The following is a 20,517-nucleotide window of genomic DNA, read 5'->3' on the forward strand; positions in this document are numbered from 1 at the left end:
CGGCGAGTGGCAAGATGATCGGAATGCCGATCGATTCGCACCTGCTCGCCGTGTTCACGGTGACCACCGTCGTCGCTCTGATCACCCCGGGTCCCGACATGCTGTTCGTGCTGGGCTGCGGCGTGCGGGGCGGCGCCCGCGCCGGGCTGCTCGCCACGCTCGGCGTGATCACGGGTGACGCCTTGTACGTCGTCGCCGCGGCGGCCGGGCTCTCCGTGCTGCTGACGGCGTTCCCCGTCGTGTTCACCGTGCTGCGGCTGGCCGGGGCCGCGTACCTGATCTACCTCGGCGTCCAGATGTTCCGCAACCTCAGGAAGGGCTACGCCGACGACGCGCCCGGCGCCGGGATGACCGGCCGGAGCGCATTCCTGAACGGCGTGGTGTCGTCGGCGGCCAACCCGCAGACGTTCACGTTCATGGTGGCCTTCCTGCCGCAGTTCATCGACCCGGGGGCGGGGCCGGTCTGGCTGCAGTTCGCGATCCTCGGCGCGATCCTGATCATCCTGGAGTTCCTGGCCGACGCGACCGTCGGCGTGCTGGCCGGGCGGATCGGCGGCTGGCTGCGCGCCCGGCAGGCGGTGCGCCGCCGCCTCGACGCGGCGACCGGCACCCTGTTCATCGGCCTGGGCGTCACCCTCGCGGCCCAGCGCTAGCCGCACGGCGGCCGGTGGGGCACGCCGGGGATGTGCCGCTCCCACTGCGCCCGGGTGATCGCCGGGTGGGCGCGCTCGCACACCCGGGCGGCCACCCGCCCGGCGTCGGTGTCCCACAGTCGCGCCGCGGCGTCGGCGCCGCCCGAGGCGAGCAGGCCGTCCGGGCCGTACGCCACCGTGTAGATCCGGTCGGTGTGGCCGCTCAGCACGGCCGGGACGCCGGGGCGGCGCGGGTCGTCGAGCCGCCACAGCCGCACCGTGCCGTCGAAGCTCGCCGTGGCGAGCGTCCGGCCGGCCGGGGCGAACGCGACGTCCGCGACGGCGTTGGAGTGCCCGGTCAGCGTGGCGAGCGGCTTCGGCCGGCGCGGGTCGGCGATGTCCCACAGCCGGGCCGTGCCGTCGAAGCCGGCGGACGCCAGCAGGTTCCGGCCGCCGAACGTCACGTCGTTGACGGCGTTGGCGTGACCGCCGAGCGTGGCCAGGGCCACAGGCCGGCGCGGGTCGGCGACGTCCCACAGGCGCACGGTGCGGTCGGCCCCGGCGGTGGCCAGCGTCGTCCCGTCCGGGCCGAACGCCACCGAGTAGACCGTGTCCGCGTGAGCGGTCAGCGTGGCGAGCGCGGCAGGCCGGCGCGGGACCGCGATGTCCCACAGGCGGACGGTGCGGTCGGCCCCGGCGGTGGCCAGCGTCGTGCCGCCCGGGGCGAACGCGACGGAGTAGACGTTGTCCGTATGGCCGCCCACCGTGGCCAGGTGGACGGGCCGGCGCGGGCCGGACACGTCCCACAGCCGCACGGTCCTGTCGAGGCTCGCCGTGGCGAGGGTCCGCCCGCCGGGCCCGAACGCCAGCCCGACGACGCCGTCCGCGTGCCCCGGCAGCGTGGCCACCCGGACGGGCCCGCCGGTGTCCCACAGCCGCACCGTCCGATGGCTCGCCGCGGCCAGCAGGCCGTCAGAGCCGAACGCCACCGCGTACACCGTCCCGCTGTTGCCCCCGAGCGCCGGGCCGGGGACGTCCCAGAGCCGGGCCGTGGCGTCCCTTCCGGCGGAGGCCAGCGTGCGGCCGTCCGGGCTGAAGGCCACCGCGAAGACCGTGTCGGCGTGCCCGCGCAGCGTGATCGGGTCACCGGCGTCGCGCGCGTCCGCGACGTCCCACAGCCGGACGGCGAAGTCGTAGCCGCCGGTGGCCAGCGTGCGGCCGTCCGGGCTGAACACCGCCGCGGCGATCCCGCCGCCCTCCTCGGTCAGCGTGGCGAGCGGCTTCGGGCGGCGCGGCTCGGCGACGTCCCACAGGCGCAGCGTGTCGTCGAAGCTGCCGGTGGCCAGCGTGCGGCCGTCCGGGCTGAACGCCGCCGTCAGGACGGGCCCGGTGTGGCCGCGGAGCGTGCCGAGCGGGACGGGACGGCGCGGGTCGCCGAGGTCCCACAGGCGTATCGGACCGTCCGACCCGGCCGTGGCCAGCGTGCGCCCGCCGGGAGCGAGCGCCACCGCGGGTGAGGCCTCCTGCCTGCCGTCCAGCGCGGTCAGGAGCTCCGGGGCGCCCGGATCGGTCACGTCCCACAGCCGCACCAGCCGGTCGTGGCCGGCGGTGACGAGCGTGCGCCCGCCGGAGCCGAACACCACCCGCCGGACGTCGCCGGTGTGCCCGGCCAGCGTGGCCACCTGCCGCGGACGCCCGGGGACGCTGACGTCCCACAGGCGGGCGAGATCGTCCTCCCCGCCGGTCGCCAGCACCCGCCCGTCCGGGCTGAACGCCGCCGACAGCACCCCCTCGGCACGGGAGCCGGCCGTGGCCAGGAGCGCGGGGCGGTGCGGGGCGGACAGGTCCCACAGCCGCAGCGTACGGTCGGTGCTCCCGGTGGCGAGCAGCCGCCCGTCCGGGCTGAACGCCGTGGCGTAGACAGCGTTCGTGTGGCCCGCCAGCCGGGTCGCGTACGGGCCGGCCAGCGCGCTGAGCAGGCTGCCGCGCGCCTCCGGGCCGGGGACGAGGCGGTAGGCGGCCAGGCTGAGCTGGGCGGCCAGCGCCGGATCGGTGGCGCGCAGCGCGCCGGTCTCGGCGCTCAGCTTCAGCGACAGCGCCTCGTCCCGCTGCTGGGTGGCCGTGCGCTGCGCCTGGAAGGCGAGGCCGGAGGCGCCGAGCGCGAGGACGAGCAGGACGGCCAGCGCCACGATCACCTGGCGCATGCGCCGGGCGCGGCGGCGCGCGTGCCGGGTGCTGGCGTCGAGGAAGGCCCGCACCTGCGGCGGCAGGCCCCGCCCCGCGGCCCACTGCTGGGCCGCCAGCAGGCGCGCCCCGCGGTAGAGGGCGTCGGGGTCGCGCCGGTCGCGCTGCCACGCGGCGGCGGTGGCGGCGAGCTCGCGCCCGGCGACCAGCCCCGCCCGGTCGGTGCCGAGCCATTCCCGCAGCGACGGCCAGGCCGTGAGCAGGGCCTCGTGGCTGATCTCGACGCTGTCGGCGCTCGCGGTGACGAGCCGCTGGGCGATGAAGCGGTCGAGCACGTCCTCCGCCTCGTCCGGCCGGTCACCGCCGTGCCTGGCCAGCAGCTCGGCGGTGGCGACCCGGCGCCGGGTGTCGGCGGTGTCGGGGGCGACGTGCACCAGATCGAGGAGCAGGCGGCGCGCCGTCTCGCGCCCCGACGGCGACAGCGCGCCGTAGACCTGGTCCGCGCTGGCCGCCACGGCGCCGTCGAGGCCGCCGACCTCGTGGTATCCGGCGACCGTGAGCTTCCTGCCCTTCCCCTGCCGCCAGGCGGCGTGCAGCACGTGGGAGAGCAGCGGGAGGACCCCGGCGTCGTGCGCCGCCCGGTCCGCGCCCCTCGGGGCGACCTCCCGGACCAGGAGCTCGACGAGCCCGTCCTCGACGTCGATCCCGGCCAGGCGGGCCGGCTCGGTGATCGCCTCACGCAGCTCCGCCTCCGTCATGGGGCCGACGGCCAGCTGACCGTCCTGCACCGCGGTGACCAGCTCGGGGAAGCGCAGCAGCGGGGCGTAGAAGTCGGCCCGCAGCCCGAGCACCACCAGCGCGCCGCCCGCGGCGGCGGCGCACAGCGCGGCGACGAACCGCCGCCGCTCCTCCTCGTCGGCGCAGAGCGTGAACACCTCCTCGAACTGGTCGACCACCAGGACGAGCGGCCCGCCGTACACGGCGCAACTCCCGGGGTCCGCCCGGATCGCCGCCGCGACCTCGCCGCCGCAGAGCCCGGAGGCCCCGGAGGTCCCGGACGCCTCGGACGCCTCGGAGGTGCCGGAAGGGCCGGACGTCCCGGACGTCCCGGAGGTCCCGGTGACCGCCGCCAGCCGCGCGGCCAGCTCGTCCACCGGGCGGGCGCCGGGCACGCAGAGCACCACCGGCCAGTCCCCGGAACCGGGCAGCTCGCCCGCGCGCAGCGCCGCGATCAGGCCCGCGCGCAGCAGCGACGACTTGCCCGACCCGGACGGCCCCACGACGACCTGCACGCCGCCGCCCCGCTCCCGCAGCCGGCCCACGCGGGCGACCAGCCGGCGGGTCAGCTCGCGGCGGCCGAAGAACCACCGGGCGTCCTCGACCCCGAAGGACGCCAGCCCCCGGTACGGTTCCGGCCCGGCGGGGCGGCGGCCCGGCGAACGCCGCGTCCTGCGCCAGGCGCTCAGCCACTCCTCCAGCGTCCGCGCGTCGGTGACCCCGCACGCCTGCAGCACCCGCGTGAGCAGGTCCCGCGACGCCGCCGACGGCAGCCCGCGGCCGGCGAACCAGTCGCCGAGGGTGCTGTGCGCGCCGTGCCCGCCCGCCTTCGCCGCGACCTGCCGGACCGTCAGGCCCGCCTGCTCGCGGAGCAGGGAGAGCTCGCGCGCGAAGTCCCGCCGGTCGCGCACCCGCCCGGGATCGGGCGTGTCGGCTCCGGATGCGTCGGCTGCGGGCGTGTCGGGTTCGGGCGTGTCGGCTTCGCGGGCGGCGTCGGGGCCTTCTCGGGTCGGCACACCAGTACGTCGCCGCGAGGTGGCGGAGGGTTACAGGCCCGGTGTCCGATACGTCGTGTACGGCCTTGTACGGACAATTCCGCACGGCTTCCCAACCGCCCAGGACTCCGTGATCGTCGACTCGGCGGCGTCCGCCGAGGCGCCCCCGTGCGCGGACGCGCCTCCACCTCACGTTAGGAGCAGCCGTATGCGACCACCTCCAGGAGCCACCCGCACCCGGCGCCCGCGGGCGTCCGCCGTGCTCGCGGCCGTCCTGCTCGCGGCCGCCGCCCTGGCCGGCCTGTCGCCCGTCACCCCCGCGGCTCCGGCGCACGCCGACGCCGGCCAGGTGTGCCGGGTGACGTTCTCCGTCACCACGGGCGGGGACGGGCTGCGCGACGACTCCACCGAGACCGTGACCCTGGGCGGCCAGGCGTTCCTCTTCGAGGACTGGAACGGCGACGGCGCCGAGGACACTCCGCCCGAGCGGTTCCACCTGGGCGGCACCGGCGACCTCGCGCACACCACGTTCACCTGGCACGCCCACCTGTCGCCGTGCGTGCCCGCCGACGCGCTGCTCGACGGCTTCACCTTCCACCACCTGTCCACGGCGCCCGACCTGAACGCGGACAACTGGGACCTGAAGGCCCTCAGGATCGTCGACCGCGACAGCGGCGCCGTCTACGCCGACCGCCCCGCCTCGGCCGAGCTGCTCCACCGCTTCTACAAGAACACCGACCAGACCTGGAACACCAGGGAGGGCCTGCCGGACGCGGACACCGACGGCGACGGCCTGACCGACCGCGTCGAGCTGCGGGGCATCCCGCGTCCCGACGGCACCCGCGACACCTGGCTGCCCGAGCACGGCGCCGACCCCTGCCGCAGGACGATCGCCGTGGAGATCGACTGGCTCGACGACGGCACGGACTCCGACCGGCCCACGCCCGGCGCCCTGGCGGAGGCGCGGCACATGTTCGACAGCGCGCCGGTCAGCCCCGCCGGGGCCTGCCCGTACGGTCCCGTGTCCAGGACGGGCATACAGCTGCTGATCGACGAGTCGACCGCCATCGCGGTGACGCCGCAGGAGCGCAGGCGCTACCTGTTCGCCGAGGAGCCGGACGGGCGCACCGTCTTCGAGCACCACCGCGACGGCAACTTCCCCGCCGCCCGCCAGGGGTTCTTCTTCTACTCCCTGTGGGGCTACCAGTACAGCGGCGGCCACTCGCACGCGGGCGGGAGACGTACCGACTTCATCGTCACGCTGGGATCGTGGGGCGACGTCACCGACCGCGAGCGGAGCGCGCTGTTCGTCCACGAGCTGGGGCACGCGCTCGGGCTCGCCCACGGCGGCGGCGACGGCGTCAACCACAAGCCGAACTACCTGTCTGTCATGAACTACGCCTACGGGCTCATCGGCGTGCCCGACTACAGCGCCTGGCAGGCGGCCGTCGGCGGCATGGGCGACGCCGACGCCGACGTCTGGAGCGACCGCGTCCGCGCGGTGAGCTCGATCGACTACTCGCGGGAGAAGCTCACGGACCTCCAGCAGTCGAAGCTGGTTGAGAGCAGGGGAGTCGGGGCCTCGACCGACCTGCTGGTCACCTGGCTCGACCCCCGCCTGGTCCAGCGGGTCGCCGACGCCTCCCGGGGGATCGACTGGGACTGGAGCTCCGGCGGCGCCGCCGACCCCGACCCGTCGCACGAGGTCGGCGTGAGCCTGCTGAGCTGGAGCCAGGTGTGCGTCTCACCGGAGGACCCCGCCGGCACGCGGCCCGGCCTGGACACCACGCCGCACGACCTCGACCGGCGCTACGGCAGCCTGATCGTCACCGGGAACGACGACGAGTGCTCGACCATGGCGGAGCCCGGCGACACGCAGGTCCGCGACCCGGGCTTCCGCTACCCGGGCAAGGACGAGACGCTGAGCGGCTTCGACGACTGGGACGCCATCACCTTCCCCATCGGGGTGTCGCCCGACGCCGGCGCTCCCTCCCCGCAGCCGCAGGAGCCCGAGCTGACCGAGAAGGAGGGCAGGCGCCTCGTCGCCCGCCTCGTCGACGCGATGGTCGCCGCCGCCGCCCCGGCGCCGTCGGCCACGCCCCGCTGGGGTTACGCGTACATGGACCAGGCGAGCGCGCCGCTGGGCGCGGACACGGCGCTGAACCCCGCCTACCAGTGGACCACCGGCAGGCTCGACCCCGCCACCGCGAGCCGGCGGGCGAGCGTGAGACGCACCGGGACCGGGGACTACGAGGTACGCCTGCCGGACGTCGCCTCGCAGACCGGCGTCGCCCATGCCACCGCCTACCGCACGCACTACCGGGGCCGCGTCTGCTCGGTGGCCGGTCAGCAGCCCGCCGGGCCCGACGAGGTGATCCGGGTGCGCTGCTTCGACCAGACCGGAGCCCCGGTGGACTGGTGGTTCACCGTGTTCTTCGCCGCGCCCGCCGCCGGTGACACCCCCTACGCCACCGTCCGCTACGACGCGCCCGGCGGCGCCGGTGACCTCGCCCCCGCGCGCAACGACGGCACGTTCAACTCGGCCGGCCTGGTCAACCACGTGCGCCACGAGGGGACCGGCCGCTACACGGCGGTGCTCAAGGGCGCGCCGTACGCCGCCGACAAGGGATACCTCCAGGTGGGCGCGTACGGGACGGGAACGCCCGCGCGCTGCCACGCGGAAGGCACCGCGCCCGCCGGGGAGGGCCTGGAGGTGAGCGTCGGCTGCTACGCGATCGGCGCGGACGCCACGCCCCGCCGGATCGACTCCCCGTGGGTCCTGTCCTACACGCAGGACGCCGGGCTGCACCGGGACGCCTCGACGCCCGCCGCCTACGTCACGACCACGGGCGACCCGGAGAACCCCGGGATCGACGCCCGCCGCTCCCACAGCACGAGCGCCGAGACCCCGGCGGTCACCCGCCTCTCGGCAGGCTGGTACCGGATCGCGTACACGGGTATCGGCAAGCCGGGCGACAGCGCCCAGGTGTCGTCCCGGAGCGCGGGCCGCTACTGCCATCTCGGGAACGTCAACGCCCACAGCGCGCCGCCCGCGCTCCTGATGGACGTCTACTGTCACTCCGGGGCGGGCACCCTGGCCGACGCCCACTTCGGCGTCGCCTACCTCAGGGCGCCCTGACCGGGAGCCCCGTCCCACAGCCGCGCGCCGCGACGGAAGGAACGCGTGTTGACCAGTTCGGAAACGGCCGGCCCGCCCGCCCGGACCCGTGAGGCCGTGCTGTTCACCGGGCTCGGCCTCGTCGCGGACACGGCCGCCGTCGCGCAACTGGCGGTCAGCGGCTCGGTGACGGGCATCCTCGTCACCGGCCTTCTGGCCGCCCTGCTCGGGTTCGTCCTGCTGCTGCGGCGGCTCGGCAGCGCCCTGCGCGTCGCCGACCTGCTGGTGGCCGTGCTGATCGCCGTCGGGGCCGGGACGGCGGGCGCCGCCTTCGACCGCCTCCTGACAGCGCCCGAAGCCTCCGCCGCCATCCCCGCCGCCACCCCAGCGTCCTCGGCCGGCGGCGAGGACGTCACCGTCCCGGCGACCCCGTCACCCTCCACGACGGCGACCGGCGAGGGCGAGGTCACGCTCGCCGACAACGACTACCTCGACCTGGAGAGCGGCGTCGTCAGCGAGGCGAACGCCACCGCCGACATCGTCTACAACGCCCCGTACACCGACCTCTGGACCAAGGGGGGCGGCGAGCTGCGGATCACCCCCTTCGACGGGACCCCCACGAAGGCCGCGTGCGCGGCGCGGCTCCAGCGCCGCCACTACGGCAGCGTCGACGCCGAGAAGGGCGCCTGGTACTGCCTGGAGACCACCGAGCGGAACGTCGCCGCGGTGCGGGTCACGGACGTCTCCCGGCCCGACGGCAGCGTCACCGTGTCCTACCTCGTCTGGAAGCCCTGACGCCGTCACGAGCCCAGGTCGTCCCACTCCTGGAGCAGGTGGGCCGTGGCCGCCGAGGGAGCCGTGAACGACCAGCGGCCCGGCGGCAGGCTCAGCGCGCACCCCCCGTCGGCCAGCCTGGTGACCGGCAGCTGCTCGTTCAGGCCCATGAGGAAGGTGCCGTTCACGGTCATCCCGTCCCACGCGCCGCGTACGGGCAGCACCGCGCGGGTGCTCACGCCCTCCGGGACGGCGAAGGTGAACTGGACCCCGCCGGGCCCGGCCCGCCAGCCCGACTCGACGGTTCCCGAGGCGCTCGCGTAGCGGGCGTGCGCCTGGCGCAGCAGCGGGACCGGGCCGGGGCGCAGCAGCAGCTCGCCGAAGCCGCCGCCCGTCCCGCGCGGGTCGTCGCCCAGGCCCGCCACGTGCCGGAACATCCAGTCGCCCACGCAGCCGTAGGCGTAGTGGTTGAAGGAGTTCATCGCCGGCGTCTGCAGGCCGTGGCGGTGGTGCCAGGCGTCCCAGCGCTCCCACATGGTCGTCGCCCCGGCGCGGAGCTGGTAGCGCCAGGACGGGTAGCCCTCCTGGTTGAAGATCCGGCACGCCAGGTCGTGGTGTCCGGTCTCCGACAGCACCGGCAGCAGCAGCGGGGTGCCGACGAAGCCCGTCATCAGCCGGTGTCCGTCGGCGCGGACCAGCTCGGCCAGCGCCCGCGCCGACGCGGCCCGGTCCTCCGGCGCGACCAGGTCCCAGGCGAGGGCGACGGCGTAGCCGGTCTGCGTCTCGGTGCGCAGCCTCGGCCCGTCGAGGAAGGCCCGCCGGAACGCGCCGGACACGCGGGCGGACGCCTCGGCGTACTCCGCCGCGTGCGGCTCGCCGAGCACGCCGGCCGCGTGCGCGATCAGGCGGAGGCTGCGGGCGAGCGCGGCGGTGGCGATGAGGTTCCTGGGCGTCTCGACCGTGCCGGGGGCCAGCCAGTCGCCCAGCGCCCGGCCCGGCCGGACGCCGTCCTCGGCCTGGGCCAGGCAGTAGGCGGCCCAGCGCCGCATCGGGTCGTACGCGCGGCGCAGCGTGCGGTCGTCGCCGTAGCGCCGCCACAGCAGCCACGGCACCTCGACCAGCGCGTCCGACCACACGGGGGAGTCGTAGCCGTACTCCGGCAGGACCGGCGCGACGTGCGGGACCGCGCCGTCGGCCCGCTGCCCGTCGATCAGCGACGTCACCCACCCGGACAGGAACGCCTGCGTGTGCCGCAGGAAGCTGAGCGTCGAGCCGAACACCGAGATGTCGGCCGTCCAGCCGGTCCGCTCGTCGCGCTGCGGGCAGTCGGTCGGCACGCTCACCAGGTTGCCGTCCGCCGACGCGCCGATGTTGGCGACGAGCTGCCGGACGGCCGGATCGCTCACGGTCAGCGAGCCGGTGACGGCCATCGCCGACGACAGCAGCACCGCCTCCAGGTCGTCCGGCGTCAGCGCGCCGGGAAAGCCGGTGATCTCGGCGTAGCGGAACCCGTGCAGCGTGAACGCGGGCTCCACCTCGTGCCGGCCGGGCCCGAGCAGGAACTCGTCGCACTGGTCCGCGGTGCGCAGGTTGTCGGTGTAGAGCCGCCCGGTCGCGGTCAGCTCCTCCCCGTGCCGCACCACGATCCGCACCGGGCCCGGCGCGTCGACGCGCAGCCGGACGCGCCCGACGACGTTGCGCCCGAAGTCGGCCACCTGGACGCCCGGCGCGGGCTCGGTCACGCACACGGCGGGCACCGTGCCGATCACCCGCACCGGGGGAGCGGGGTCGGCCTCCACGAGGACCCCCGGGACGCCCACCGGCTCAGCCGCCCCGCCCTGGGGGAACGGGGTCTGCACGGTCTCGCCCATGATCAGGTCGGCGCGCGGGCGGCCGAGGTCGTGCCGGGTCCAGGCCGCGCCCGTCGCGCACACCCGCCGGACCCCGGCGCCGTCCCGCACGAGCACCTGGGCGCTGACGGCCGGCCGGTCGCCGTAGCGGCCCGGCCCGCCGCCGGCCACGTGACCCGCGTACCAGCCGGGCGCCAGCCACAGCTCCAGCTCGTTCTCACCCGGCACGAGCAGCCGCGTGAGCTCCAGCAGCCGGTAGCGGACCCGGTGACCGTAGTCGGTCCAGCCGGGGGCCAGCTCCTCCTCGCCCAGCCGCACCCCGTTGAGCAGCGCCCGGTAGACGCCCAGCGCGGTGGCGGCCAGCCAGACGCGCCCGGGCCGCGAGGTGAACGACCCGCGCAGGCTCACCGCCGCCCGCGGATCGCCCGCCAGCCACGGGGCGTCCCACCCGCCGCCCGCCCGCAGGCCCGTCGTGAACGCGCCGGCTGCGTGCCCGTCCACACTCCACGTGTACGGCGTCAGCGGCGCCAGCAGGTCGTCCGGCACGTCCACCAGGTGCGACCCGGCCGGGACGGACGACCGCCACACCTCGCGCCCTTCGGCGCGCAGCGTCACGGCGGCCTCCTCGGCGAGCCGGGCGTTCCACGACAGCCGGGGCGACGGCTCGTCCACGCCCACGGGATCGGCCAGACCGCACGTCAGGCCCGCCTGCGGGCCGGGCGGGACCGGACGGATGAGCGGCGCCTGCGCGCCCGAGACCTGCGCGCCGAGCACCCCCGATTCCCCGTTCACGCATCGAGCCCGGTGGTGAAGGCGTTGTGCAGGCCGTCGACGTCGACGCCGGACAGGCTCGGCGCCATCACGTTGATCAGCAGCACGAAGCACGCGTCCTGCTCCGGGTACATCCACCACTGGCAGCCCGAGGCGCCGCCGTGCCCGTACAGCCGCCGTTCGAGCAGGCCGGGAGCCGAGTGGCGCAGGTTCCAGGTGAGGCCCCAGTCCTGCCCGGCGTTGACCGGGTCGGGCTGCAGCTTGACCAGGCCCGTCGTCTGCGGGGTCGTCATCGCGGCCAGGGTGGTCGGGTGGATCAGCGCGCGGTCGCCGCGCAGCAGCGCCCCGCCGAGCGCCAGCAGGTCCTCGGCGCGGGAGAACAGCGCCCCGGCCGGGTGGCGGAGCCGGACGAACGCGTCGAGGTCGAAGCCGGGCCCGAGCAGCTCGACGCCGTGGACCTCGGCCGGGTCGCAGGCCGGGTCGAACGTGATGCGCCCGCCGCCCGGCACCAGCGCGTTCAGGTCGGAGTCGACGACGCCGGCCACGTCGCGGCCGGTGACGTCGCGGATCATCTCCGCGATCCCGGCGAAGGCCAGGTTGGAGTAGTGGCTGAGCGTGCCCGCCTCGAACAGCGCCGGCGCGGTGACCAGGTGCTCCACCAGGTCGTCGGGGGTGAGCGTCTGCTCGGCGATGCCGGCGGTGTGGGTGAGCAGGTGCCACAGGGTCACGTCGGGCCGCGCGAAGCCCGGCAGCACGTCCCGCAGCGGGCGGCGCAGCGACAGCAGCCCGCGCTCGACCTGGCGCAGCGCGGCCAGCCCCACCAGCGGCTTGGTCACGGAGAAGAGCGCGAAGTGGTCGTCGGTCCTGGTCGCGCGGCCGTCGTGCGTGCCGAACGCCTCCAGCACCTGGATGCCGCCGGAGGTGGCGGCGCCGAACACCGCGCACGGCAGCCGCCCCCCGTCGATCTCGCGTCTGACCCAGTCGAGCGCGATGTCGTGCGTGGTCATCCCTTGAGAGCACCTTCCGTGAGACCGGCCAGGACGCGCTTCTGCGCGGCGACGTACACCGCCACGAGGGGCAGCGTGGTGAGCAGGACGTGGGCGAAGACGAGGTTCCAGTTCAGGCTCTGCAGGGTGCCGGAGGCGAACTGGAACAGGCTGAGCGGCAGCGTGGCGTTCGCGCTGCCCTGGAGCAGGAAGAGGGCGAAGAAGAAGTCGTTCCAGACGCTGATGACGAGGATCACGCTGCCGACGAACAGCACCGGCCGCAGCAGGGGCAGCAGGATGCGGACGAAGACCTGCGGGCGGGAGGCGCCGTCGATGGCGGCGGCATGCTCCAGGTCGGGCGGGAACGCCCGGACGAACCCGGTCGCCAGGAAGACCACGATGCCCACGCGGCAGCCGGTCATCGTCAGCACGTAGCCGAGCGAGCCGCCGTCCAGCGACAGGGCGCGCAGCAGGTAGACGGTCGGGATGATCGACGGCGGCAGCAGGATCGACAGGCCCATGACGAAGTAGGCCGCCTGCAGCCAGCGCGACCGGCTGCGCCCGAACGCCCAGGCCGCCGCCGCGCCGAGCAGCACCACGGCCGCCACGATCGGCACGCTCACCTTGAGGCTGTTGAGCAGCCCCGTCAGGTAGGCGCCCCGGTCGAGCACGATGCCGTAGTTCTCGGCGACCGCCCACGTGCGGGGCAGCCCGAGGCCCAGCTCGGCGGCCTCGCCCGCGGGCTTGAACGAGTTGACGACCACGAGCCACACGGGCACGATCACCCACGGGATCGCGAACAGCGTCAGCGCCGCGTACTTGAGCGCCTGCCTGAAGGCGGGCCTCATCCCGTCACCTCCCTGCGCCGCAGCCACCACACGAGGGGCACGGCGGTCGCGATCACCAGCAGCGTCACGGTGAAGCCCAGCGCGCTCGCGGTGCCGAAGAAGCCCTGACCCCACTGCTGGCGCATCACCACGTTCAGCGCCCGCGTGTGGTCGCCGGGCCCGCCGCCGGTGGTGGCGGCGATCACGTCGTACGCGCTCAGCGCGCCCACCAGCGTGACCGCCACGTTGAACGTCAGCGCCGGGGCGAGCATCGGGAACACCACCCGGCGGAACCGCGTCCACGCCCCGGCCCCGTCGACGGTCGCCGACTCCAGCAGCGACTTCGGGATCGAGTTGAGCCCCGCGATGTAGACGAGCGTGATCAGCCCGCTCCACTTCCACGCGTCGATGAACGCGACCACCACCAGCGCGGTGGCCGGTTCGCCCAGCCACGCCCACTCGATGCCGAGGAAGGAGTTGACCGCCCCGTCGGGGGCGAGCAGCCCGCGCCAGATGTAGCCGGCGGCCAGCGGCGAGATGAGCGTCGGCAGGAAGAACGCCGAGCGGAAGACGGTGTTGACCCGGCCGGTCCGCTGGAGGGCCAGCGCCAGCGAGAGGCTGACGGCGTTCTGGATGGCCATGCACAGGATCGCGTACAGCACGGTCACGGTGACCGCGTTGGCCAGCAGGTCCTGGTCGATCAGCGTGCGGACGTTGTCCAGCCCGTTCCAGGTGATCTCGGCGCGGAAGCTCGTCCACGAGGAGAACGCGAACCGGACGTTGAGCAGGAACGGGGCGACGAAGAAGACCGCGACCAGCACGATCGCGGGCAGCGCCCACGGCAGCCAGGCCGCCCTGGCCCGCGTCATGTCCCGCATCACCATCCGGGCAGCCCCGCCGCCTTGGCCGCCTGCTCGACCTGGCCCTGGAGCTGGGTGGCGGCCTTCTGCGGGTCCTTCTGACCGGCGATCAGCTCGGACATGAGCTGCGCCAGCCCGCCCATGCCGGGGATGTCGGAGTTGAAGGCGATGACCGCGCCGGTGTCGTACGCCTTCTTGACGTCCTGGAGCACGGATGGGACGCCCTGCGGGCCGGGTACGTCCTTGAGCACGGGGAAGGTCTTGGACGCGGCGATGTACTCGGCGTAGGCCGGGCCGGTCATGAAGCGCACGAAGTCGAGCGCCGCCTTCTCACGCGCCGGATCGCCGGTCTTGGGCAGGTAGAACGTGCCGATCGGGCCGGGCGCGTAGGTGACGAGCGGCTTGTCGCTCGACAGCCCGGCGAAGCCGACGGACTCGTCCACGATCTTCTGGTCGCCGCCCGCCGCCGCGAGCAGCGCCGGGAGCATGTCGGAGTGCTGGGCGACCATGGCCGCCTTCCCCGTGACGAGGGCCTTCATCGAGTCCTCGAACTTGGCGGTGACGATGTCCTTGTTGAAGCAGCCGTCGGCCTGCAGCTTGGCGTAGGCGCTCAGCCCGGCGACGAACGGCGAGCCCGCGTCGGCCAGCGTGCTGGTGTGGCTCGCGATGGCCTTGCCGTACGCGTTGCCCTGGTTGGCGCCGGCCAGGTAGAGGATGGGCAGGATCTGCACCGGCCAGATCGACCCGCCCGACTCGAAGACCGGCGTGACCCCGGCGGCCTTGAGCCCGGTGCAGGCGGCGGACAGCTCGGCGAAGGTGGTGGGCGGGGTCAGCCCGGCCTCGGCGAAGACCTTCTTGTTGTAGTAGAGGCCGAACACCTGGGGGAAGCCGGTGATGGCGGCGTAGACCTTGCCGTTCACGGCCCCGGCGGCCTGGTAGAGGTCCCCGGACCTGGCGATGTACGCCTCGCCGGTCAGCTCGCGCAGGTTCTCGGCCGGGTTGAGGGCCAGCAGGCCGCTCACCGTCGCGTGATACTCCAGGATGTCCGGGCGCTCGCCGGTGGCCCACTTGGTCTGGGTGGTGTCCTCGAAGCCGTCGGACGGGATCGACACGAGCTCAATCGTGTGGCCGGACTGCTTCTCGAACTTCTCATACATCTCCAGCAGCGCCGCCGGGTCCGCGCTGTTGTGCCAGAGGGTCAGCTTCACCTGACCGGTCCCCTCCGGGGCGGACGACCCGCAGCCGGAGACGGACAGGGCGAGGACGGCGCCGATCGCCGCGCCGAGCAGACGGGATGGTGCTCTCACGCCCGTGCTCCTGTTCACATAGGGGGGTTGGTTGTGTAGAACGTTCTCCATTGTTAGGGCACAAGATAATCGCCCGTCAAGAGGTAGACCTGAGCATCGATCCGAGTTAGCCTCCTCCCTCAGAAAGATCGTGTAGTTCGTTCTACGAGAGAAAGGACGGCGTGTGCCGAGCGGACGGGTGACGATCGCCGACGTGGCCAGGCGGGCCGGAGTGTCCACGGCGGCCGTGTCCAAGGTGGTGCGCGGCGCCTACGGCGTGAGCGCGGAGATGCAGGCCAAGGTGTCGCAGGCCATCGACGAGCTGGGCTACCGCCCGCACGCCGCGGCCCGCGCCCTGCGCGGACGCACCTACACGCTCGGCGTCATGCTCTCCGACACCCGTAACCCGTTCTTCCCCGACATCATCGAGGGCGTCACCGGGCACCTGAGCGACACCCAGTACCAGGTGCTGCTCGGCCCCGGCGGGATCGAGCCCAGGACGCAGGCCCGGATGACCGACGCCATGATCGACCGGAGCATGGACGGGCTCATCCTGATCTCCCCGGTCATGACGGACGCCGAGCTCACCGCCATCGCGACGGCCGTCCCCGTCGTCGTGGTGGGGCGGCACGGCGGCTCCGCCGCCTACGGCGCGGTCGTCGACGACGACGTCATGGGGGCCAGGCTCGTGGTCGACCACCTGGTCGGGCTCGGGCACACCCGGATCGCGCACATCACCCACCTGGAGCGCGCCCGCGCCCAGGGGCTCCCGCACACGGTACGCGCCGAGGGCTACCGCCAGGCGATGCGCGCCCACGGGCTGGCCGACGACGTGCTGGCGACCTCCTTCACCGAGGAGGGCGGCTACGAGGGCGCGCGGCAACTGCTCGCCCGCGCCGACCGGCCCACCGCGATCTTCGCCGGGGCCGACATCGCGGCGCTCGGCGTGCTGCGCGCCGCCGACGAGGCGGGCCTGTCGGTGCCGGAGGACCTGTCGGTCGCCGGCTACGACAACATCGGCATCGCCTCGCTCAAGCGCATCTCGCTCACCAGCGTCGACCAGGACGGGCAGGCCATCGGGGCGATCGCCGCGCAACTGCTCGTCGAACGCATCGAGGGCCGGACCCGGTCGGTGACCTCGTCGGTCTCGCCGACGCTGATCGTCCGGGGCACCACAGGCCCGCCCCGCCACTGAGGAAGCCCGGCCGCGCATCGGGGGACTGTCGCGGACCACGTATTAAAACGTTTCGTTGGAAGGACCCCCGTGAGACGACTCGCCCTGCTCGCCCTTCTCCTCCCCCTGATCACACCAGCCCTGCCGGCCGCCGCCCAGGCGGCCACCCTGACCTGCCCCGTCCGCGTCGACCCCGCCGCGTTCGCCACCGAGGCCCGCCTGGGCGAGCTGGCCGAGCAGCAGGAGACGTTCGGCCCCAGGCCGACCGGCTCCACCGCGCACGCCGGCTACATCGACTGGCTGGAGGACGAGCTGGCGGCCGTCCCCGGCCTCCAGCTCTCCTCCCTGCCCTACGCCATCGACCGCTGGGACAGCCTCGGCGCCGCCCTGACCGTCGGCGGCACGCCGGTGCAGGTGGCGGCCCCGGTGCCGTTCTCCGCCGCCGCCGGCGTCACGGCGCCGCTCGTCCACCTGCCCGCCGGCACGGGCATCACCGCGGCCAACGCCGCCGGGAAGATCGTCGTCCGGGACCTGCCGTGGACCAACGTGCCGAACCTGCTCTTCTATCCGCCCACGCTCGGCTACTCCATGTACGACCCCGGCCTCACGATCAACATGCTCGGCTCGGAGTCGATGGAGGCCCCGGCCGCGGCCGACGCCGACCTGAAGGCCGCCGCCGCCGCGGGCGCGCTGGGCGTGATCGAGATCAGCACGCTCCCGCACGCCCAGATCGAGGGCATGTACGCGCCCTACGAGGGCCTGCCGTACGGCGTGCCCGGCGTGTACGTCGGCGCCGACCAGGGCAAGCAGATCAAGGACGCGCTGGCCGCCGGGCAGCAGGTCCAGGCCGCGCTCACCGTGAACGCCGCCTGGACGCCGACGACCACCCGCACCCTGCTCGCGACGCTCCCCGGCGGCGCCGCGCAGAAGATCGTCGTCGAGAGCCACACCGACGGCATGAGCCCGGTGTGGGACAACGGCCCGCTCACCATGATCGAGATGGCCCGCTACCTGGCGTCGCTGCCGGTGGCGTGCCGCCCGCGCACGGTGCAGTTCGCCTTCGTCACCGGTCACCTCTACCAGCACCTGACCGGCCCGGACGTTCGCGAGGGCGGCGCGGGCCAGCTCGCCGCCCAGCTCGACGCCGAGTACGACCAGGGCGGGGTCTCCTCCGTCGTCGTCCTGGAGCACCTGGGCGCCCGGCGCTACGACGCGGTCGCCAGGCCGGGCGGACTGCCGGGCCGCCAGCTCGTCGCCGACCCCGCGCTCACCGAGCTGCTGCTGGTCCCCGTCAGCGAGAGCACCCCGCTGCGCGAGCTGGTCAGGGGCCACATCGAGCACTGGGACGTACGGCGCACCGCGATCCTCAAGGGCCTGTCGGCGGCCGACCTCACCAAGGTGCCGCGTCACTGCTCCTTCGGCGGCGAGGGCACCCCGTACAACCAGCACCTGCTGCCCGTGATCGCGCCCATCGCGGCGCCGAAGACGCTGTTCTCGCCGAAGTTCGGGGCCGAGGCGATCGACCTGGCGGTCATGCGCAAGGCGTCGCTCGCCTTCACCGACGTCGTGCTCGACCTCGGCCCGATGGCGCAGTCCGCCGTCGCGGGCGACGTGACCGCCATGCGCCAGCAGCGCGCCTCCGGCACCCCCGGCTGCGCCTGACCACCGCCGTCTATCCAACGGCACGCCCACCGGCACGGCCGCGCGGAGCCCGCGCACCGTGCCGGTGCTTCCCCCCACCCCAGGAGACGCCCGCGTCTCCGGACCACCCGTGAGGTGCCCATGAAGAACATCACCCGTCGCCAGGCCCTGCGCGCAGGGACGCTCGGCCTCCTGCCGGCCGCGTTCCTGGCGTCGGCCGCCGAGAGCGCCGCCGCCGCCTCCGCCACCATCGAGTCGGCCTACCAGGCGACCGGCCCGTGGCCGGTCACCACCGGAACCTCCGGCGGCCACCGCCTGTACCACCCCGCCACCCTGGGCGCGGGCGGCGTCACCCACCCGATCGTCACCTGGGGCAACGGCTCGTGGGCCACCCCCGACAACTACCCGGGACTGCTCAACCACCTCGCCTCATGGGGCTTCGCGGTGATCGCCTCCACCGACACGACCACCGGCACCGGCGCCGAGATCCTGGCCGCCGCCCAGCACCTCGCCGCCCTCGGCGACGACCCCGCCAGCGTCTTCCACGGCAAGCTGGACGCCACCCGGATCGCCGCCGTCGGCCACTCCCAGGGCGCGGGCGGCTCGATCAACGCGGCCAACGACTCCGCCGGGCTGATCACGACCGTCGTGCCGATCGCCGTGCCCGCGCAGTGGATGGCGAGCCCCGGGGACGAGTTCTCCGTCGCCGACCTGACCTGCCCGGCGCTCTTCCTCAGCGGCGCGAACGACTGGCTGATCTCCTCGGCCGCGACCGTGCGCGGCTACTACGACCAGGCCACCGCCGGGGCGGGCATGGCGCTGCTCAAGGGCGCGGGACACAACGACATCCAGAACAACGGCGGCGCCTTCCTCGGCTACGTGACCGCCTGGCTGCGCTATCGCCTCATGGGCGACACGCAGGCCCGAGGGGCGTTCGCCGGAGCCGCCCCCGAGCTGACGGCCAATGCCGCCTGGCAGAACCAGGCCCTCAAGAACCTCGTCTAGCTGGTCACCCGGCCACCCCGTGGTCTTCAATGAATGCACCGATCGGAGGTTTTGACATGTGGTCCTATTCGAGCGCGGTCGCGCCGGCCCCGCTGCTGGGCGAGACCATCGGCGACAACTTCGAACGGACCGTCCGGCGCTTCGGCGACCGCGAGGCCCTCGTCGACGTGCCCACCGGCCGCCGCTGGACGTACGCGGAGCTCGACGCCGACGTGAACCGGCTCGCCCGCGCGCTCCTGGCCGCCGGCATCGCCAAGGGCGACCGGGTCGGCATCTGGGCGCCCAACTGCGCCGAGTGGGTGATCGTCCAGTACGCCACCGCGAAGATCGGCGCGATCCTGGTCAACGTCAACCCCGCCTACCGCGCCCACGAGCTCGACTTCGTCGTCAGGCAGTCGGGGATGCGCCTGCTGTTCAGCGCGCGCACGCACAAGGGCAGCGACTACTGGGCGATGATCGAGGAGATCGGCTTCTCCGGCGTCGTCTACCTCGGCGAGCCCGGCCCGCTGGAGGCGCTCGCCCCCGAGGAGGCGCTGCGCGAGCGCATGGCCGCACTCAGTCCCGACGACCCGATCAACATCCAGTACACCTCGGGCACGACGGGCTTCCCCAAGGGCGCCACGCTCTCGCACCACAACATCCTCAACAACGGCTACTTCGTCGGCGAGGGCATCGGCTACACCGAGCACGACCGGGTCTGCCTGCCGGTGCCCTTCTACCACTGCTTCGGCATGGTGATGGGCAACCTGGGCGCCACCTCCCACGGCGCCTGCGTCGTCATCCCGGCGCCCGGCTTCGACCCGGAGGCGACGCTGCGCGCCGTCCAGCAGGAGCGGTGCACCTCCCTGTACGGGGTGCCGACCATGTTCATCGCCGAGCTCGCCCTCGCGGGACGCTTCGACCTGTCCAGCCTGCGCACCGGCATCATGGCGGGCTCGCCCTGCCCCGTCGAGGTGATGAAGCGCGTCGTCACCGAGATGAACATGGCCGAGGTCGCCATCTGCTACGGCATGACCGAGACCTCGCCCGTCTCCACCATGACCAGGTCCGACGACGACCTGCGACGCCGCACCGAGACCGTCGGGCAGGTGATGCCGCACGTCGAGGTCAAGATCACGCACCCGGAGACCGGGCTGACCGTGCCGCGCGGCGAGTCGGGCGAGCTGTGCACGCGCGGCTACTCGGTGATGCTCGGCTACTGGAACGAGCCGGAGCTCACCGCCCAGGCCATCGACGCCGCCCGCTGGATGCACACCGGCGACCTGGCCACCATGGACGCCGACGGCTATGTCAACGTGGTCGGCCGGATCAAGGACATGGTCATCAGGGGAGGGGAGAACGTCTACCCGCGCGAGATCGAGGAGTTCCTCCACCATCATCCCGGCATCGCCGACGTGCAGGTGATCGGCGTGCCCGACGAGAAGTACGGGGAGGAGCTGATGGCCTGGATCGTCATGCGGGAGGGGAGCGAGCCGCTGACCGCGGCGGCCGTGCGCGAGTTCTGCGCGGGCAGGCTCGCCCACTACAAGATCCCGCGCTACGTCCACGTCGTCGACGGCTTCCCGATGACGGTCACCGGCAAGATCCGCAAGGTCGAGATGCGGGAGGAGAGCGTCCGCCTGCTCGGCCTTACGTGA

13 protein-coding genes are annotated in these 20,517 nt (G+C 74.0%); 7 read left to right on the forward strand and 6 right to left on the reverse strand.

The window, feature by feature from the left end; translation table 11 throughout:
- Window positions 1-23 precede the first annotated feature (23 nt).
- Window positions 24-653, forward strand: coding sequence for a LysE family translocator (locus ACBI99_RS17475; RefSeq protein ID WP_219509063.1), 630 nt, complete (start codon window positions 24-26; stop codon window positions 651-653).
- On the opposite strand, the gene ACBI99_RS17480 is transcribed toward ACBI99_RS17475, so the two are convergent.
- The gene (locus tag ACBI99_RS17480) at window positions 650-4,609 is read right to left on the reverse strand and encodes a helix-turn-helix domain-containing protein (protein ID WP_375072712.1); all 3,960 of its coding nucleotides are present in this window, start codon (window positions 4,607-4,609) and stop codon (window positions 650-652) included. The genes ACBI99_RS17475 and ACBI99_RS17480 overlap by 4 nt on opposite strands.
- A gap of 187 nt (window positions 4,610-4,796) precedes the next feature.
- Here ACBI99_RS17480 and ACBI99_RS17485 point away from each other — a divergent pair, with 187 nt between their 5' ends.
- On the forward strand, window positions 4,797-7,727 hold the full coding sequence (locus tag ACBI99_RS17485) for a hypothetical protein (protein ID WP_375072713.1): 2,931 nt from the start codon (window positions 4,797-4,799) through the stop codon (window positions 7,725-7,727).
- A gap of 48 nt (window positions 7,728-7,775) precedes the next feature.
- Window positions 7,776-8,501, forward strand: a complete 726-nt coding sequence (locus ACBI99_RS17490; protein WP_375072714.1) for a hypothetical protein — start codon at window positions 7,776-7,778, stop codon at window positions 8,499-8,501.
- 5 nt (window positions 8,502-8,506) lie between these two features.
- Here the strand turns inward: ACBI99_RS17490 and ACBI99_RS17495 are convergent, their stop codons facing one another.
- The 5 genes from ACBI99_RS17495 to ACBI99_RS17515 are packed head-to-tail and all read right to left on the reverse strand — an operon-like array spanning window position 8,507 to window position 15,081.
- Window positions 8,507-11,122, reverse strand: coding sequence for a family 78 glycoside hydrolase catalytic domain (locus tag ACBI99_RS17495; RefSeq protein ID WP_375072715.1), 2,616 nt, complete (start codon window positions 11,120-11,122; stop codon window positions 8,507-8,509).
- Complete coding sequence (locus ACBI99_RS17500; protein WP_219509069.1) at window positions 11,119-12,108, reverse strand: serine hydrolase; 990 nt, start codon at window positions 12,106-12,108, stop codon at window positions 11,119-11,121. Before ACBI99_RS17500 ends, ACBI99_RS17495 begins: the two co-directional genes overlap by 4 nt.
- Window positions 12,105-12,935, reverse strand: coding sequence for a carbohydrate ABC transporter permease (locus ACBI99_RS17505; RefSeq protein WP_357589352.1), 831 nt, complete (start codon window positions 12,933-12,935; stop codon window positions 12,105-12,107). Before ACBI99_RS17505 ends, ACBI99_RS17500 begins: the two co-directional genes overlap by 4 nt.
- On the reverse strand, window positions 12,932-13,783 hold the full coding sequence (locus ACBI99_RS17510) for a carbohydrate ABC transporter permease (RefSeq protein WP_246645848.1): 852 nt from the start codon (window positions 13,781-13,783) through the stop codon (window positions 12,932-12,934). The genes ACBI99_RS17505 and ACBI99_RS17510 overlap by 4 nt, the downstream gene beginning before the upstream one ends.
- Before the next feature lie 8 nt (window positions 13,784-13,791).
- Complete coding sequence (locus ACBI99_RS17515; protein ID WP_219509072.1) at window positions 13,792-15,081, reverse strand: ABC transporter substrate-binding protein; 1,290 nt, start codon at window positions 15,079-15,081, stop codon at window positions 13,792-13,794.
- 163 nt (window positions 15,082-15,244) lie between these two features.
- Between ACBI99_RS17515 and ACBI99_RS17520 the strand changes: the two genes are divergently transcribed.
- The 4 genes from ACBI99_RS17520 (at window position 15,245) to ACBI99_RS17535 (ending at window position 20,517) form a co-directional block, all read left to right on the forward strand.
- Entirely contained in the window at window positions 15,245-16,255 is a 1,011-nt protein-coding gene (locus ACBI99_RS17520) for a LacI family DNA-binding transcriptional regulator (protein ID WP_357589348.1), read from the forward strand.
- A gap of 69 nt (window positions 16,256-16,324) precedes the next feature.
- Complete coding sequence (locus ACBI99_RS17525) at window positions 16,325-17,896, forward strand: hypothetical protein (RefSeq protein ID WP_375072716.1); 1,572 nt, start codon at window positions 16,325-16,327, stop codon at window positions 17,894-17,896.
- A 120-nt stretch (window positions 17,897-18,016) separates the two neighbouring features.
- A complete protein-coding gene (locus ACBI99_RS17530; protein WP_375072717.1) occupies window positions 18,017-18,880 on the forward strand; it encodes an alpha/beta hydrolase in 864 nt (287 codons plus the stop codon).
- Window positions 18,881-18,936: 56 nt separating this feature from the next.
- Window positions 18,937-20,517, forward strand: a complete 1,581-nt coding sequence (locus tag ACBI99_RS17535) for an AMP-binding protein (protein ID WP_375072718.1) — start codon at window positions 18,937-18,939, stop codon at window positions 20,515-20,517.

Origin of the sequence: Nonomuraea sp. ATR24, from assembly GCF_041950485.1 — a bacterium.
Taxonomy (GTDB): domain Bacteria; phylum Actinomycetota; class Actinomycetes; order Streptosporangiales; family Streptosporangiaceae; genus Nonomuraea; species Nonomuraea ceibae.